The sequence below is a fragment of the Streptomyces caniferus genome (genome assembly GCF_009811555.1).
GTDB lineage: Bacteria > Actinomycetota > Actinomycetes > Streptomycetales > Streptomycetaceae > Streptomyces > Streptomyces caniferus.
Genome location: NZ_BLIN01000003.1, coordinates 611,924 through 626,916 on the forward strand (window position 1 = coordinate 611,924; position 14,993 = coordinate 626,916).

14 protein-coding genes are annotated in these 14,993 nt (G+C 70.8%); 10 read left to right on the plus strand and 4 right to left on the minus strand.

Going from position 1 to position 14,993, the window contains the following annotated elements:
* Positions 1-95: 95 nt before the first annotated feature.
* From Scani_RS11445 to Scani_RS11460, 4 genes are all read left to right on the plus strand, one after another.
* Positions 96-995: an alpha/beta fold hydrolase gene (locus tag Scani_RS11445; RefSeq protein WP_159473317.1), complete on the plus strand. Its 900-nt coding sequence runs from the start codon at positions 96-98 to the stop codon at positions 993-995.
* 58 nt (positions 996-1,053) lie between these two features.
* The gene (locus Scani_RS11450; RefSeq protein ID WP_086721403.1) at positions 1,054-1,371 is read left to right on the plus strand and encodes an ArsR/SmtB family transcription factor; all 318 of its coding nucleotides are present in this window, start codon (positions 1,054-1,056) and stop codon (positions 1,369-1,371) included.
* On the plus strand, positions 1,368-2,219 hold the full coding sequence (locus Scani_RS11455) for an SRPBCC family protein (protein ID WP_159473320.1): 852 nt from the start codon (positions 1,368-1,370) through the stop codon (positions 2,217-2,219). The genes Scani_RS11450 and Scani_RS11455 overlap by 4 nt, the downstream gene beginning before the upstream one ends.
* Before the next feature lie 469 nt (positions 2,220-2,688).
* Complete coding sequence (locus Scani_RS11460) at positions 2,689-3,390, plus strand: transglycosylase SLT domain-containing protein (RefSeq protein WP_159473323.1); 702 nt, start codon at positions 2,689-2,691, stop codon at positions 3,388-3,390.
* A 142-nt stretch (positions 3,391-3,532) separates the two neighbouring features.
* On the opposite strand, the gene Scani_RS11465 is transcribed toward Scani_RS11460, so the two are convergent.
* The gene (locus Scani_RS11465; protein ID WP_159473326.1) at positions 3,533-3,748 is read right to left on the minus strand and encodes a hypothetical protein; all 216 of its coding nucleotides are present in this window, start codon (positions 3,746-3,748) and stop codon (positions 3,533-3,535) included.
* 713 nt (positions 3,749-4,461) lie between these two features.
* Between Scani_RS11465 and Scani_RS11470 the strand changes: the two genes are divergently transcribed.
* The 3 genes from Scani_RS11470 to Scani_RS11480 all read left to right on the plus strand — a co-directional run bounded on the left by Scani_RS11470 (position 4,462) and on the right by Scani_RS11480 (position 7,025).
* On the plus strand, positions 4,462-5,106 hold the full coding sequence (locus tag Scani_RS11470; RefSeq protein WP_159473329.1) for a transglycosylase SLT domain-containing protein: 645 nt from the start codon (positions 4,462-4,464) through the stop codon (positions 5,104-5,106).
* A 377-nt stretch (positions 5,107-5,483) separates the two neighbouring features.
* Positions 5,484-6,350: a lysozyme gene (locus tag Scani_RS11475; protein ID WP_159473332.1), complete on the plus strand. Its 867-nt coding sequence runs from the start codon at positions 5,484-5,486 to the stop codon at positions 6,348-6,350.
* Positions 6,351-6,575: 225 nt separating this feature from the next.
* Positions 6,576-7,025: a spore-associated protein A gene (locus Scani_RS11480; protein ID WP_371872338.1), complete on the plus strand. Its 450-nt coding sequence runs from the start codon at positions 6,576-6,578 to the stop codon at positions 7,023-7,025.
* A gap of 77 nt (positions 7,026-7,102) precedes the next feature.
* Here Scani_RS11480 and Scani_RS11485 read toward each other — a convergent pair whose 3' ends face one another.
* The 3 genes from Scani_RS11485 to Scani_RS11495 all read right to left on the minus strand — a co-directional run bounded on the left by Scani_RS11485 (position 7,103) and on the right by Scani_RS11495 (position 11,425).
* The gene (locus tag Scani_RS11485) at positions 7,103-8,545 is read right to left on the minus strand and encodes a phytoene desaturase family protein (RefSeq protein WP_159473335.1); all 1,443 of its coding nucleotides are present in this window, start codon (positions 8,543-8,545) and stop codon (positions 7,103-7,105) included.
* 70 nt (positions 8,546-8,615) lie between these two features.
* Positions 8,616-10,148, minus strand: coding sequence for an SDR family oxidoreductase (locus tag Scani_RS11490; protein WP_159473338.1), 1,533 nt, complete (start codon positions 10,146-10,148; stop codon positions 8,616-8,618).
* 149 nt (positions 10,149-10,297) lie between these two features.
* On the minus strand, positions 10,298-11,425 hold the full coding sequence (locus Scani_RS11495; protein WP_159473341.1) for a LacI family DNA-binding transcriptional regulator: 1,128 nt from the start codon (positions 11,423-11,425) through the stop codon (positions 10,298-10,300).
* A gap of 321 nt (positions 11,426-11,746) precedes the next feature.
* Between Scani_RS11495 and Scani_RS11500 the strand changes: the two genes are divergently transcribed.
* From Scani_RS11500 to Scani_RS11510, 3 genes are read left to right on the plus strand one after another with little or no spacing between them, the layout of a single operon-like run.
* Positions 11,747-13,039: an ABC transporter substrate-binding protein gene (locus tag Scani_RS11500; protein WP_159473344.1), complete on the plus strand. Its 1,293-nt coding sequence runs from the start codon at positions 11,747-11,749 to the stop codon at positions 13,037-13,039.
* A 13-nt stretch (positions 13,040-13,052) separates the two neighbouring features.
* Positions 13,053-14,018, plus strand: a complete 966-nt coding sequence (locus tag Scani_RS11505) for a carbohydrate ABC transporter permease (RefSeq protein WP_159473347.1) — start codon at positions 13,053-13,055, stop codon at positions 14,016-14,018.
* A complete protein-coding gene (locus tag Scani_RS11510) occupies positions 14,015-14,929 on the plus strand; it encodes a carbohydrate ABC transporter permease (RefSeq protein ID WP_159473350.1) in 915 nt (304 codons plus the stop codon). The genes Scani_RS11505 and Scani_RS11510 overlap by 4 nt, the downstream gene beginning before the upstream one ends.
* The last annotated feature ends 64 nt before the right edge of the window (positions 14,930-14,993 follow it).

A 14,993-nucleotide genomic window follows, 5' to 3' on the forward strand; every position in this document is an offset into this window, starting at 1 on the left:
GCCAGACGGGCGGGAAGGTGGCAACAGGGCCTGGACCGCCCCGCGCGCCCCGTCGGCGCGCCCGACCCCGCCGGTGCCCCGAGAAGGAATCTCATATGTCCGAGGAAACGATCCGGTCCTTGTCGGTGCACGGGGTGTCCTATTCCTACCGGCGCCTGCGGCAGCCGGCGCGGATCACCGAACCCGTGCTGGTACTGGGCGGCGCGCTGCAGGGGATGTTCGGCTGGCCGCAGATAGAAGATCACGTAGGGCCGCTGGCGGACGTGGTGACCGCCGATCTGCCGGGAATGGGGAGCGCCGACCCGCTTCCCCCGGGGCCGAGCATCGATGTGGTGTGCGCGGCGATCGAGGGCATCATCGAGGATCTGGGCGTCCCGCGGATCAATCTCTTCGGCTTCTCCTACGGGGCGGGCCTGGCCTACGGATGCGCCCGGCGGTTCCCCGGGCGCATCGCGCGGCTCGCCCTGGGCGGGGTCCCGGCGCACATCAGCGAGGCACAGCGGGAGCTGTGGCGCCGGGCGTCCGACCATCTCGCGCGCGGCGACGCCGAGACCTTCGCCACCCTGGTCGCCGAGGGGCTGATGTGCCTCGACGACCGCCGGCACGTCGTGCACCGGAGGCTGGCCTACCGCTATGTCCGGCGTTCGATGCTGCATGCGGCCCGGAACTCCCGGCATGCCCTCGACTCGCTGCACCGAGGGATCTCGGACCGCCCGGACTTCTCCGGCGGTCTGACCGGCGTCCCCACGCTCGTCTTCAGCGGCGAGCACGACACGGTGACGTCCCCGGCCCGGCAACGGGACTTCGCGGCCACCATCGCGGGCAGCCGCTTCCTGACGATTCCGGACGCCGATCACTGGGTGGTGCTCGAACGCCCCCAGGAAGTCGCGGACTTGGCGGCCCGGTTCTTCACCGACGGGCCGCTGAGCTCGGCGCCCTGCCTCGCGCCCGTGGCGCGCGAGGAGGCTCCGACCGCCGATCCGGCGTGTGTGTGAGCCACCGCCCGGCCCACATTCCCTTGCGGTTATATAACCCTTTCAGCATACTGAAGCCATGCCCCTACCGTTCGACGTACTCGCGGAGCCGAGTCGACGCAGGATCCTCGACCTGCTCCTGGAGCGCCCACGGCTGGTCGGCGAGCTCACCGAGCAGCTCGGGCTGAGCCAGCCCGGCACCTCCAAGCATCTGCGGGTGCTGCGCGAGGCCGGCCTGGTCCGGGTCCGGCAGGACGCCCAGCGTCGCTGGTACGAGCTCCGGCCCGAGCCCCTCGCCGAGCTGGACGCCTGGCTCGCGCACTACCGGCATCTGTGGACCGGGAGCCTCGACGCCCTGGAACGGCATCTCGACGCCATGGAGGACGACCCCCGATGAACCCGCACTCCGACCACCTCACCACCACTCCCGACGGCCGGAACGCGCTGCGCATGGAGCGCAGGCTCGCCCATCCGCCCGCGAAGGTCTGGTCGGCGATCACCGACCCGGCACACATCGGGCAGTGGTTCCCCTCCGAGGTCACCGTGGAGCTCCGGCCCGGCGGGGCGATGACCTTCGCCATGCCCGGCGTGACCGATATCGCCATGACCGGGACGGTCACCGACGCCGAGGAGCCCCGGCTGTTCGCCTTCACCTGGGGCGAGGACCACCTGCGCTGGGAGATCACGCCGGACGGCGACGGGTCGCTGCTGACCTTGGTGCACACCTTCGGCGACCGCTTCGGCGGCGCGAGCTTCGCCTCCGGCTGGCATCTGTGCCTCACCGCGCTCTCGCAGCTGCTCGACGGCGCGCCGACGGACGTGGCACGCGACACAGGAGAGCTGCACGAGGCGTATGTGGAGCAGTTCGATCTCGGGCAGGGCGTGGTCGAGGACACCCCGGAAGGCCCGCGGGTCCGCTTCGAGCGTCAGCTCGTACGGCCCGCCGAGGCCGTCTGGGCGGCGCTGGCCTCGGGGGACGAGCCCGCGGAGGGCGCGCCGGCGCCGGCCGGCTTCACCGCACGGGAGACGCCGGCCGGTCCCGTCACCGAGGTACGGGCACCCATGACGCTCGCCTACCGCTGGCATCCGGAAGGCACGGTCCGCTGGGAGCTGGGCAGGGGCACCGGCCATGGCGCCCGGCTCGTCCTCACCCAGACCGGCCCGCGGGATTTCGACGCGGACGCCGCACGGATTGCCTGGCACGACCGCATCGAGCATCTCGCGGCGCATCTGCTGGAGAACTGAAAGACCGCGGTCACCCCTCCCCCGCACTCGCGCCCCCTATGGACTCCATAGGGGGCGCGAGCGTTTATGGCGACCCTCGCGCCAGGCCCCTCCGGCACCCCCGAATTGCCTCTTCCTCGGTGTGAGCCAGGCAACTTCAGAGGGCCGCGGAAGGGTCATCCAGGCCGGCGCCGGGTGATGCCCGGCACGCGACGTACGTCACGTACGAGCCGGCGTAGTCGAAGCCTTTCCCCGCACTGAGCGCACAACGCGGCATTTACAACGGACATCTCGCGCCATCTCACGAAGATAGGTAGTACAAGGCACCTTTGCCTGCATCCAGGGCGCTCGCTAACCATGTTCGGCGTAGCACCGAGAACGAGCCTGCGATCTCAGCCAGAGCGGCGAACGCGGCCACCGACCCTCGGTCTCACGCGCCAACCGAAGGCCGCCTCCCCCGCCACCAAGCCCTGGAAGAGGTCACACTCACATGCCTAACTTCACCCTGCCCCGCCCCGCCCACATCACCCGCGCACACAAGGTTTCCGCGGCGCTGGTGGCCACCGCCAGCTGCGCGGCCGCCCTGGCGTTCACCGCGGCGCCGAGCGAGGCCGAGACCACCACCGCCGCCGCCCCGGCCGCGGTCAAGCCCGTCAGCGCCAACGGCCTCCCGCTCACCGCGAAGGACCGCGCCGACGACGGCAAGAAGCAGCTGGCCTCGTCCGTCGCCGCCGGCCTCAAGGTCACCGCGGTCGAGAAGCAGGGCCACGTCGCCAAGCAGGCCGCCAACCGGTCCGCCGAGCGCAAGGTCATAGCCACGCCCAAGGCCGCCGCCCCCAAGGCAGCGCCGAAGGCCGCCCCCAAGCGCTTCGCGAACAACCTCGACGGCTGGATCCGCGAGTCCCTGAGCATCATGAAGGCCAAGGGCATCCCCGGCTCGTACGAGGGCCTGCACCGCAACATCATGCGGGAGTCCAGCGGTAACCCCAACGCCGTCAACGACTGGGACATCAACGCCATCAACGGCGTGCCCTCCAAGGGCCTGCTCCAGGTGATCCAGCCCACCTTCGACACCTACCACGTGTCGGGTACGCCCAAGAAGCTCACCGACCCGATCGCCAACATCACCGCCGCCGCCAACTACGCGGCCCACCGGTACGGCTCGATCGACAACGTCAACTCGGCCTACTGAGCCGGAGGGACGCGACCGTGAGGACGGTCGGAGCAGTCTGATACGGGTGCCGCCGAGCGGCACCAGGCATGGCAACGGCAGTGGCCCTGCCCGCATCGCGCGGGTGGGGCCATTGCCGTTTCCCGTGCCCGGCGCCGCGCGTTCAGAAGCGGTCGCGGCGCACCGTGGCGCCGCCGAAGACGGTGTCGAGAATCTGGCCGGCGATACGAAGTCCCTCCCGTTCCCTGGGGGTGAGCGGGTGCTGGCGGTGCCAGCCGCTCTGATGGTGGCCGTCGGCGGGCGCGGCGGCGGCGACGCCCGTGGCGAGGAATCCGGAGACCAGAAGGCCGGTGAGAACGACGGCAAGACGACGGAGCATGAGCACGTCCCTACGAAGAGTGATGACTGTGTGCGGTGCCACCTTCCGGGAGCCGACTGCCCGTAGTCATGCGACAGCTCCGGGTGCTGCTGCGAACGGACCAGCAGCACCGCCGTATCGCCGTATCACGGCCGCACCGACGGCCCATCCGGCCCAGGGCCTTCCCCGGGCCGCACCTCAGTGGTGCCGACCCCCGCCCCCGCTCGTGAATCAGCGCACAATTGCCGCCCTATTGGATCCCGGACACCGTGTCCCGCACCACATTTGAGGATTTCCCGGCCCGTTCGCCGGGAAGTTGCCCGGATGAATCTGCTGCCGTTCGCGCTTCGGACCGTCGCGAGGACCGCTAATTCCGGTGTGAGCCAGGCAACTTATACGGGCCGCCGAACGGCCTTTGCGGGCGCTCCCGGGTGACTCGGGGCACGCGACGTACGTCACTTACGAGACTGCCTAGTTGTTTTCCATGCGGCCATTCCGGGCCAACGCCGCCAGAAACGCATATCACTTCAGGGATACGGGTCTATCTCACGAAGATGAGTAGTACCGAGCAACATTGCCTCGATTCGGGACCGGCGTTAACCATGGATTCCGACGCACTGAGAGCGAGTTTGCGCATCACGCCGCACGGCGATCGCGACAAAGACCTCCGGTGCGGAACGCGCCGCCAAAAAGGCCGCCTCCCCGTCCCCAGTACCTGGAAGAGGTCAATCTGCATGCCTAGCTTCACCCTGCCCCGTATTGCCCGCATCACCCGCACCCACAAGATCGCCGTGGCCGTCCTGGCCGCCGCGGGTGCCACCTCGGGCCTGGCCGTCACCTCGGCTCCGGACACCGCCCAGGCGGCGTCCGCGCACGCCCCGGCCGCGGTCAAGCCCGTCGATGCGAAGGGACAGCCCGGCAAGGCCGACGACGCCAAGACCGGCCGTGCCGTGACCGCCTCGGTCGCCGGCCACACCAAGGTCGCCGACGTCGCCAAGCAGCACAGCACCCAGCAGGCCGCCAGCCGCTCCGCCGAGCGCACCGGCGTCAAGGACTACTCGAACAACCTGGACGGCTGGATCCGCCAGTCCCTGGACATCATGAAGGCCAAGGGCATCCCCGGCTCCTACGAGGGTCTGCACCGCAACATCATGCGGGAGTCCGCCGGTAACCCCAACGCCGTCAACAACTGGGACGTCAACGCCGTCAACGGTGTGCCCTCCAAGGGCCTGCTGCAGGTGATCCAGCCCACCTTCGACAGCTACCACGTGTCGGGTACGCCCAAGAATCTCACCGACCCGGTCGCCAACATCACCGCCGCGGCCAACTACGCGGCCGACAAGTACGGCTCGATCGACAAGGTCAACTCGGCCTACTGAGCCGATCTGCCGTCGCCGGCCCTCCCGGCCGGCCCAGCCCGATGAGGCCACGGGTATGACGGAGTGCACAAGCGAGTCGACAGGCTCTGCATAAGGCAGCTTGCGAAGCGGCGGAATGGCGCGTTCGCCGCTGCGCGGTGGAGCGGGTCCCGGCGGTGCCGGGGCCCGCTTCGCTCTGTCGTGCGACCCCGGCCACCGGCCTGGGCGCGCGGGTGACCGCCTCCGGCGGCCAGATGGGTGAGATGGAGGGCCGGTCGGCGGACTGACGGCCTGTTGGGTCATAGAGTCAGGCAGTTCTGCGTATAAGTCTCTTATCGGCAGGATTATGCTCAAAAGCTGCCGAACCTGACTCAACCGAAGGCCTTCGGAGGCATGCGATGCCCTTGCGCAGATCCGGTCCGGCCCGCCGTACAGTCCCTCTTGCGGCCGGAACTCTCGTCTCTCTTCTCTCCGTGCTCGCTCTGCCCCTCGCGCTGCCCGGCTCCGCCACGGCGTCAGACGCCGAGAAGAGACCCTTCCACCCCGAACAGGACTGGATGGGTTCCACCATCGCGGCCCACGAGGGCACCATCCGGGCAGGGGCAGGCGGTCTCGCGCCGCAGGCGTCGTCCAGAAGGGCCGTTTCCGGCGTCGACGTCTCCAGCCACAACGGCAAGGTCCGCTGGAAGTCGCTGCACAAGTCCGGGGTGCGTTTCGCGTATGTCAAGGCCAGCGAGGGGACCAGCTACACGAACCCGTACTTCGCGCAGCAGTACAGGGGCTCCTACTCCTCCGGCATGATCCACGGCGCGTACCACTTCGCGCTGCCCGACCACTCCAGTGGCAGGTCCCAGGCGGAATTCTTCGCCGACCACGGGGGCGACTGGTCAAGGGACGGCAGGACGCTGCCCGGCGCGCTCGACATGGAGTACAACCCCTACGGCGCGACCTGCTACGGGAAGAGCCACAAGGCGATGGTCCACTGGATCCGCGACTTCGTGCGCACCTACCGGGAGGAGACCGGCCGCTACCCGGTCATCTACACCTCCACCAACTGGTGGAGGCGGTGCACCGGCAACTCCGGCAAGTTCGGCAGGACGACTCCACTGTGGATCCCGCGCTACGGCTCCTCCGTGGGCTCGCTGCCGCGCGGCTGGCAGTACCACAGCATCTGGCAGCACACCTCCTCGGGCCACACGGTCGGTGACCGCAACCGCTTCAACGGCACGTACACCCGCCTCAAGGTCCTCGCGAACGGCGGCTGATCCCCCGCGCGCCTTCGTCCCCCCTCCCGGCCGGTCCCCGGCGCCCCTCCGGCGCCGGGGACCGGCCGTTGTCCTGCCCCGTCCGCCGGCCGCCGGGGCATCGCTTTTTCGACAACTCCGTTCGAACAAAAGTGAATTCACTTCCGCGGTACAACCATCCACGGCCGACCGCTGTCCAACACTGCGAATGACCACGCGACGCACTCCACCGACGGGGGTATTCCGATGAAGCGTTCACGTGCCATCGCAGGATCCACAGTGCTGGCCGTGGCGAGTATCGCCACGATGACAGCGGCCACCACCGCGACCGCGGCCACGAAGGCCGCCGCCTACAACGGAGCCTGCGGAAGCGGCTACAGCGTAGTGAATTCCGTACCGGTCACCGGAAAGGGGACCGTGTACCTGACGTACAGCGCAAGGACCGGAAAGAACTGCGTCGTGACGGTGCGGAACAGCCCCGGTAAGCCGGTGTACATGTACACGTATCTCACGGCCACCGACGGCAGTTCCGACTGGGTTTACGACAGCGGGCAGTACACCTCTTACGCCGGTCCCGTCTATCTGCCCGCGAAGGGCATCTGCGTCGACTGGGGCGGCTCGATCGAGTCGGTCAGCGTCAGCGTTTCCGGCTCCAACTGCGGCCGGATGGCCGCCGGTGTCGTCCGGCACCACTGAGCCACCCATGACGGCGGGTTTCCGGGCAGCGCGCGCCCGGAAACCCGCCGTTGACGCTGCCGGGCGGATGCTCCCGGTCAGGATCTGCCCAGCGCCCGCAGCGCGGACCGTGCCGCGTTGTGGCCGCTCATCCCGTGGGCGCCGGCTCCCGGCGGGGTGGCCGCCGAGCAGAGGAAGACGCCGGGGACCCCGGTGCGGTACGGGTCGAGGGCGATCCGGGGGCGCATCGTGAGCTGCCGCGGGGTGTTCGCGCCGCCGATGATGTCGCCGCCGACGAAATTGGCGTTGCCCCGCTCCAGATCGGCGGTCGAGGTCGCGCTGGCGGCGATGATGCGCTCCCGTGTCCCGGGCGCGAAGCGCTCGAACTGCGCCAGCATCGCGGCGGTGGCGTCGCCGGTGTAGCCGTGCGGCACATGTGCGTACGCGGAGACGGGGTGGAGGTCGCCCGCCGAGCGGCCGGGGTCCGCGAGGTACTGCTGGGAGACCAGGAGGAACGGCCGCGCCGGCATCCGCCCGAAGTGGACCTCCCGCTCCGCATGGGCGATCTGCTCGAAGCTGCCGCCGAGGTGCACCGTCCCGGCCCGCCGACAGGCCTCGGCGCGCCAGGGCACCCCGCCCTCGACCGTCAGATCGAGCTTGAAGGCGCCGGGGCCGGACCGGTAGCGGCGGTAGGCCCGGCGTACCCGCGGCGGCAGCCGGTCGCCGAGCAGCGTTGCCGCGGCGGCCGGGGCCAGATCGAGCAACACCGTTGCACAGGGTGGCAGTTCATCGAGTGAACGGATGCGTACGCCGGTCTCGATCCGGCCGCCCGCCTCGGTGAGCAGCGCGGCCAGCGCGGTGGCGATGGCACCGGAGCCGCCCTTGGCCACCGGCCAGCCGTACCGGTGGCCGGCCGCGATGATCATGAGTCCCACGGAGGCGCCGAGCGGCTGGTGCAACGGGCCGAAGAGGTGGGCCGCCGCGCCGCCGAAGAGGCCGCGGCCCGCCTCGGTACGGAAGCGGCGGGCGACCAGGGTGGCCGGCTGCAGGGCGTGCAGCCCGAAGCGGGCGAGCCGCAGCGGGTGCCGGGGCCCCTTGAGGAGCGGCCGCATGACCGCGTCGGTCAGCGCCTCCGCATCGGCGGCCAGCGGCCCGAACAGCCGCCGCCAGGCGGGGCCGTCGGCTCCGAGTCCTTCGGCGGTCCGCGCGACCGACCGGTACAGCGCTCCGGCGCCGCCGGAGTCCACCGGGTGCGCCAGGTCGATCTCGGGCCAGAGCCACTCCAGCCCGTACGACGCGAGATCGAGCGTGCGCAAATAGGGGGAGCCGGCGCCCATCACATGCGTCGAGGAGCAGTGGTCGAACAGCACGCCGGGGACGGACAGTTCGCCGCTGCGGACCCCACCGCCGATCTCATCGGCCGCCTCGAACACCGTCACCTGCAGCCCGCCGCGGGCCAGGGTGACCGCCGCGGCCAGCCCGTTCGGCCCCGCCCCCACCACCACTGCCCGCTCCCGCGCGGGCCCGGCCCGCTCCGTCATGGCACCAGCATGCCCAGGGTCCCGGAATCCGGCGGGAGCGGCCGCGGATTCCGCGCCGTCCTCGGGGCGTTCATGCCGGGTGGGCGTGGTGCTCGGCCGCGGCGGTGGCCGCGATATTGCGGGCCATCCCGCCGAACACCGCGGCGTGGAACGGCGAGATGGACCACCAGTACGCATGGCCGGTCAGCCCGTGCGGGTGGAACAGGGCCCGCTGGCCGTAGCGCGTACGGCCCTGGGCGTCCCGGCCGACCGTCAGTTCCAGCCAGGCGAGGCCGGGAAGGCGCATCTCGGCGCGCAGCCGCAGCAGCCGGCCCGGCACGACCTCCTCGACGCGCCAGAAGTCGAGCGAGTCACCGACCCGCAGCCGGCCCGCGTCCCGTCGGCCGCGGCGCAGCCCCACCCCGCCGACCAGCCGGTCCAGCCAGCCGCGCACCGACCAGGCGAGCGGGAGGGAGTACCAGCCGTTGTCGCCGCCGATGCCTTCGACCACCCGCCACAGCACCTCGGGCGGGGCGTCCACGGTCCGCTCCCGCCGGTCGGTGTAGAGGCTGCCGCCGGCCCAGTCGGGGTCGGTGGGCAGCGGATCGCTCGGTGCGCCGCGTACCGCGGCGTTGGACCAGCGGGTGGTGACCTCCGCGTCCCGTACGCGGCGCAGCGCCAGTTCCAGCGCGTCGTCGAAGGCGATGGGGTGGCCCGGCGGGTCCGGGTCGGGGACGTAGCGGGTGATGTCGTGCTCGTGGCAGACGACCTCGTAGCGCAGCGATTCGGCCAGCGGGCGGGCCAGGCCGGGGGGTACGGGGGTGACCAGACCGATCCAGAGGCTGGACAGGCGCGGGGTGAGCATGGGGACGGGGAGGATCAGCCGTTCGGGCAGCGCGGCGACGCGGGCGTAGCGCTGCATCATGTCCCGGTAGGTGAGGATGTCGGGTCCACCGATGTCGAAGGTCCGGCTGACGTCGCCGGGGAGGCGGGCACAGCCGACGAGGTAGCGCAGCACATCGCGGACGGCGACCGGCTGGATACGGGTGCGCACCCAGCTGGGGGTGACCATGACCGGCAGCCGCTCGGTGAGGTAGCGCAGCATCTCGAACGAGGCGGAGCCGGAGCCGATGATGACGGCGGCGCGCAGTACGGCGGTGGGGACGCCGGAGGCCAGCAGGATGTCGCCTACCTCGGCGCGGGAGCGGAGGTGGGGCGAGAGGTCCCGCTCGGGGACGCCCTGCGGACCGAGTCCGCCGAGGTAGACGATGCGGCGCACGCCGGCGGCGCGGGCCCGGTCGGCGAAGATCTCCGCGGCCCTGCGGTCGGTGTCCTCGAATCTCCGGCCGCTGCCCAGGGCGTGCACCAGGTAGTAGGCGACCTCGACGCCCTCCATGGCGGCGCGGACCGACTCGGCGTCGGTGACGTCGCCGCACAGGATCTCGGTGTGCGGGGCCCAGGGGTGGTCGCGCAGCTTCTCCGGTGTCCTGGCCAGCGCCCGTACGGCGTATCCGGCCTCGAGCAGCTCGGGCACCAGACGGCCGCCGATGTAGCCGGTGGCGCCGGTGACCAGGACGCACGGGCGGGGTGCGGACGGTGCTGGGGCCTCGCCGTTGTCGGCCATGGGCACGGCCTCCTCCGACTGGTGGCAGCACGCTGAACCTGCCCGCCAAGTGTGGCACCGGCGTCGGCGCGGGGCATCACGGCGCGGGCCGGGACACGCCCGGCCGGGCGAACGGGCGGAGCGCCCGTGCGGGACTTTGAAGACAGGCCCTAGCGCGCCCCGGGTGCCCCGGTGCTCTCGCGTGCCTCCAGATGCGGCAGTTCGCCCTGCACGGTCCGCGGCTCTCCGCCGTCGAGGACCGCGAGGAGTTCCCCGGCGGCGAGCCTGCCGAAGCCGGGGGTGTCGCGGACGAGCGCGGTCAGCCGGGGGTGGGTGACGCGGCACAGGGCCGAATCGTCCCAGGCCACGATCGACAGGGCGGCCGGTACGGGGATGCCGCGCTCGGCGGCGACCGAGGCACCGGCCACGGCCATCACGTCGTTGTCGTAGACGAGCGCCGTGGGCGGCCGGGCGGCGTCGAGGAGACGGCGGGTGGCCTCCGCCCCCTCGGCGTCGGAGTAGTCGGTGGTCACGGAGTGGACGTGCCGGTGGTCGAGGCCGCGCAGGTCGGCCTCGGTGCGCAGCGAGCGGATCCGGCGGGCGGTGTGGGCGAGGCCGGGCAGGCCCGCGATGTGCACGATGCGGCGGTGGCCGAGGCCGTGGAGGTGGTCGAGGATCCGGGCCATCGCCGTGGAGTCGTCGGCCCAGACGGTGGAGAGCGGCGGGTGGGGCGGGGCGTCGGCCGGCCTGGGCGCGGCCGGGTGCGGGGCCGGCGCGGCGGCGTCCCGCCCGGGTGGGGGCGGACCGCCGACGACGACGGCGGGCAGGCCGAGCGAGGAGAGCAGTTCCGGCCGTGGGTCCTCGGTGCGCGGGTCGACCACCAGGACGCCGTCCACCCGGCGTTCGGCCCACCAGCGGCGGTAGAGCGCGCACTCGGCGTCGAGGTCCTCGACGACCTGGAAGAGGAGCGCGATGTTCCGGGCGGAGAGCACTTCCTGGATGCCGGAGACGAGCTGGAGGAAGAAGGACTCCACGCCGAGGGTCCGGGCGGGCCGGGCGAGTACCAGCCCCAGGGCACCGGCGCGTTCGCCGGACAGTGCGCGGGCGGCGCTGTTGGCCTGCCAGCCGAGTTCCTCCGCGACCCGGCGTACCCGGGCGCGGGTGTCCTGGGAGACGCCCGGCCGGTCGTTGAGCGCGAAGGAGACGGCACTCTCCGACACCCCGGCCCGGCGCGCGATGTCCTTGATCGTCGGCCGGCGGGCCGGCTTGGGCCGGGCCGCCTCACCGGGCGCTGTCATGGCGGGTTCCCCCTCGAACTGAACCGCATTAGTGCGCCTCAGTCTGATCAGCGCGCAGCGGCCTGTCAAACGCCGTACGGGCGCCCCGGACAGGAACGATTTCACGCCTCTCCCGGGGAAGCCGACTACCGGGGTATTGACACCTACTAAAACGCATTAGTAGCGTCTGCCGCGTCGTCACCCGAGGCCTCATGGAATACCCGGCCCGAGGGGCGGAGAAGCTCGCCGCATTCTCTTTTCCGGTTGCCGAAAATCAAGGGGCACCCTGACCCGTCGAGAGCCTTTCGCCGGCGTCCGGCCCGAGCAAAGGAGCCGCCAGTCATGCGTCTGACCCGTCGAGCAGCCGCCGCCACCGCGGCCCTGGTCACTTCGGCGCTCGCCCTGACCGCATGCGGGCCCTCAGGGGACTCCGGCGGTTCGGACAGCGCGTCCGGGAAGGTCGAGGGGCAGGTCACCTTCCAGACCTGGAACCTCAAGGCCAATTTCAAGAAGCATTTCGAAGGCATCATTGCGGATTTCGAGAAGAAATACCCTGATGCCGAGGTGAAATGGGTGGACCAGCCGGCCGAGGGATATCCGGAAAAGCTGAGCGCGGACGCCGCGGGCGGCACCCTTCCCGATGTCGTCAATGTGTCACCGGATCTCGCCTATCCGCTGGCCAAGGCCGGTCTCGCGCTCGATCTGGAAAAAGCGGCGGGTACCTACCGTGGGGAGTATCTCGACGGGGCGTGGCGGAGCCAGCGGATGCCGGGGCTGCCGGGCGTCTACGCCTTCCCCTGGTATCTGAACACCGGGCCGATGTTCTACAACAAGGCGCTCTTCACCCGGGCCGGGCTCGATCCTGAGAAGCCGCCGACGACCTACGACCAGCTCTTCGACGATGCGCTGACGATGGCGCACCGGAGCGGCCGCAAGACAGCGATGCTCGCCGGCACCCCGTCGATCGAGGACTTCGGGCGCTACGGCGTCCGGCTCATGAACTCCCAGGGCACACAGTTCACCTTCAACGAGCCCAAGGGTGTCGAACTGCTCCGCCACTACAAGGAGCTCTATGCGGCCGGAGCACTCGACTCGCAGGCCCTCACCGCACAGGCCGAGTCCGCCGGGCGGAAGTTCCAGCAGCAGTCCGTGGCCATGAACCCGGGCAGCGCGCACGATCTGGAGAACTTCAAGAAGGAGGCGCCGAGCCTCTACCGGCACATCGGCATCACGAACGCGGTCAACAACACCGGCAGGGCCAATATGTACGTCCAGGGCCTGATGGTGAACGCCCGGAGCAAGGTCAAGCCGGCCGCCGTCGCGTTCGCGCACTTCGTCACCGACCGGAAGAACCAGATGGCCTTCGCCAAGGAGGTCACGATCTTCCCCAGCACCAAGGGCTCACTGGACGACCCGTACTTCACCGAGGAGGACGGCACCGATGCGACCCGGGTGCGGGTCGCATCGGCCAAGTCGCTGAAGACCGCGGTGAATTACACCCCGGTGCTGCTCAGCGACCAGATGAAGACCGTGCTGCGCAATGCGGTCGCCAAGGCGGTGCAGGGCGAGCAGTCCCCCCGGGCGGCGCTCGATGGCGCGGCCGCCGAGTGCAACCGCCTGCTCAAGACCGGCTGAGGCCGAGGCCTTCATGAGGACCGCAACGACTCCGCGCGGCCGGGGCACCGCAGCCCGCTCCCCGGCCGCCGCTCCCCCGGCGTCCCCCGGGCCGCGGCGCGGCGGCCGCATCCGGACCCATCTGCCGTCCAGCCCCTGGCTTTTCCTGGCTCCGGGGCTCTTGATCGTCGCCGCCTTCGGCCTGTATCCGTTCCTGAGCACGGTGGCCGGTTCCTTCACCGATGCCCGCACCCTCACGGCCGGGCAGTTCGTCGGCGGCGCCAATTACCGGGAACTGGTCCATGACGCCCTGTTCTGGACGGGCCTGCGCAACAGCCTGCTGTACGTCCTCGGCGTGGTGCCGCTCCTGGTGGTGCTCCCGCTGCTGCTGGCGATGCTGGTGCGGCGGCAGATACCCGGGATCACCTTCTTCCGGGCCGCCTTCTACACGCCGGTGGTCGCCTCCGTCGTGGTCGTCGGTCTGATCTGGGTGTGGCTGCTGGACGACCGGGGGCTGATCAATGCGCTGCTGGAGGCCCTGGGGTTCGGCAGGGTCGGCTTCCTCAGCGATCCGTGGCTGCTGTTGCTCAGTGCGATGGCGGTCACGGTCTGGAAGGGCCTCGGCTACTACATGATCATTTATCTGGCGGCGCTGGCCAACGTCCCCCGGGAGCTGCACGAGGCCTGCGCGGTCGACGGCGCGGGGGCCCTGCGCCGCTTCCTGACCGTCACGGTCCCCGCCGTGCGCTCCACGATGGTGCTGGTGGCCGCGCTCTCCTCGGTCGGGGCCTTCAAGGTGTTCTCCGAGGTCTATCTGATGGCCGGCCCGACCGGCGGCCCCGGCGGCGAGGACACCACCTTGGTGATGCTCGTCCAGCAGGTGGGCACCGGGCTCAGCGGGCGGGTCGGCTATGCCTCCGCGCTGTCCGTCGTGGTCTTCGTGCTCACGCTGGGCCTGATGCTGCTGGTCCTGCGCGCCCACCGCACGGAGGAGCGATGAGCATCCGCACCCGGCAGCAGCCGGACCGGCGGGACGGCCGGGAGCACGGCGGGCGGGAGCGGGACGGCCGGGAGCACGGCGGGCGCCGGATGCCGCGGTGGCAGCTGCTGCTCCGCTACCTCCTGCTGCTCGCCGTACTGGCCCTGACCATCGGGCCGTTCCTGTGGCAGCTGTCCACCTCGCTCAAGGGCCCCGGCGAGGACATCTACCGCTATCCGCCGAGCCTGCTCCCGCACGAGGTCACGCTCGGCAACTACGCCGGTGTCGCGCAGATCATCCCCGTCTGGGACTTCGCCCTGAACTCCCTCAAGGTCGCCCTCGCCAATGTGCTCACCAACTGCGCGGGTGCGGCGCTCGCGGGCTATGCGCTGGCCCGGATGCGCTTCAGGGGCCGTCGGGCCGCGCTGGTCGTCTTCATCATGGCGATGCTGGTGCCGGTCGAGAGCATCATGATCGCCCAGTTTGTGACGATGCGGGAGCTGCAGCTCAACAACACCCTGCTCGGGGTGGTGCTGCCCGGCTGCATCGGGGCGATGAACGTGCTGCTGATGCGCAACGCCTTCGCGGCTCTGCCGTACGAGGTCGAGGAGGCCGCGTACGTCGACGGCGCCACCGTCTGGCAGCGGTTCGTGCGGATCGCGCTGCCGTCGGTCCGGGGCACCCTCGCGGTGGTGGCGGTCTTCGCCTTCATGGGGGCCTGGGACGACTTCCTGTGGCCGCTGATCGTGCTGAGCGACCAGTCGAAGTTCACCCTGACCATCGGCCTGAACTTTCTGCACGGCACCTTCGCCGACAACCAGCGGCTGGTCGCGGCCGGCACCGTGATCGCCGTGCTACCGCTGATCGTGCTCTTCGCCTGTCTGCAGCGCTCCTTCTTCCGCGGTGTCGGCGAAGGCGCCGTCAAGGGCTGACGGCCCGCCCCGCACCGCTCCCCACTCACAGGAAGCCCCGTGCCCGTGCCGCACCCCACCCGCC

What these genes read in the sequence shown, in the direction of transcription:
- Scani_RS11445 (WP_159473317.1), top strand. Translation starts at nt 96, where the DNA reads ATGTCCGAGGAAACGATCCGGTCCTTGTCGGTGCACGGGGTGTCCTAT.
- Scani_RS11450 (WP_086721403.1), top strand. Translation starts at nt 1,054, where the DNA reads ATGCCCCTACCGTTCGACGTACTCGCGGAGCCGAGTCGACGCAGGATC.
- Scani_RS11455 (WP_159473320.1), top strand. Translation starts at nt 1,368, where the DNA reads ATGAACCCGCACTCCGACCACCTCACCACCACTCCCGACGGCCGGAAC.
- Scani_RS11460 (WP_159473323.1), top strand. Translation starts at nt 2,689, where the DNA reads ATGCCTAACTTCACCCTGCCCCGCCCCGCCCACATCACCCGCGCACAC.
- Scani_RS11465 (WP_159473326.1), bottom strand. Translation starts at nt 3,748, where the DNA reads ATGCTCCGTCGTCTTGCCGTCGTTCTCACCGGCCTTCTGGTCTCCGGA.
- Scani_RS11470 (WP_159473329.1), top strand. Translation starts at nt 4,462, where the DNA reads ATGCCTAGCTTCACCCTGCCCCGTATTGCCCGCATCACCCGCACCCAC.
- Scani_RS11475 (WP_159473332.1), top strand. Translation starts at nt 5,484, where the DNA reads ATGCCCTTGCGCAGATCCGGTCCGGCCCGCCGTACAGTCCCTCTTGCG.
- Scani_RS11480 (WP_371872338.1), top strand. Translation starts at nt 6,576, where the DNA reads ATGAAGCGTTCACGTGCCATCGCAGGATCCACAGTGCTGGCCGTGGCG.
- Scani_RS11485 (WP_159473335.1), bottom strand. Translation starts at nt 8,545, where the DNA reads ATGACGGAGCGGGCCGGGCCCGCGCGGGAGCGGGCAGTGGTGGTGGGG.
- Scani_RS11490 (WP_159473338.1), bottom strand. Translation starts at nt 10,148, where the DNA reads ATGGCCGACAACGGCGAGGCCCCAGCACCGTCCGCACCCCGCCCGTGC.
- Scani_RS11495 (WP_159473341.1), bottom strand. Translation starts at nt 11,425, where the DNA reads ATGACAGCGCCCGGTGAGGCGGCCCGGCCCAAGCCGGCCCGCCGGCCG.
- Scani_RS11500 (WP_159473344.1), top strand. Translation starts at nt 11,747, where the DNA reads ATGCGTCTGACCCGTCGAGCAGCCGCCGCCACCGCGGCCCTGGTCACT.
- Scani_RS11505 (WP_159473347.1), top strand. Translation starts at nt 13,053, where the DNA reads ATGAGGACCGCAACGACTCCGCGCGGCCGGGGCACCGCAGCCCGCTCC.
- Scani_RS11510 (WP_159473350.1), top strand. Translation starts at nt 14,015, where the DNA reads ATGAGCATCCGCACCCGGCAGCAGCCGGACCGGCGGGACGGCCGGGAG.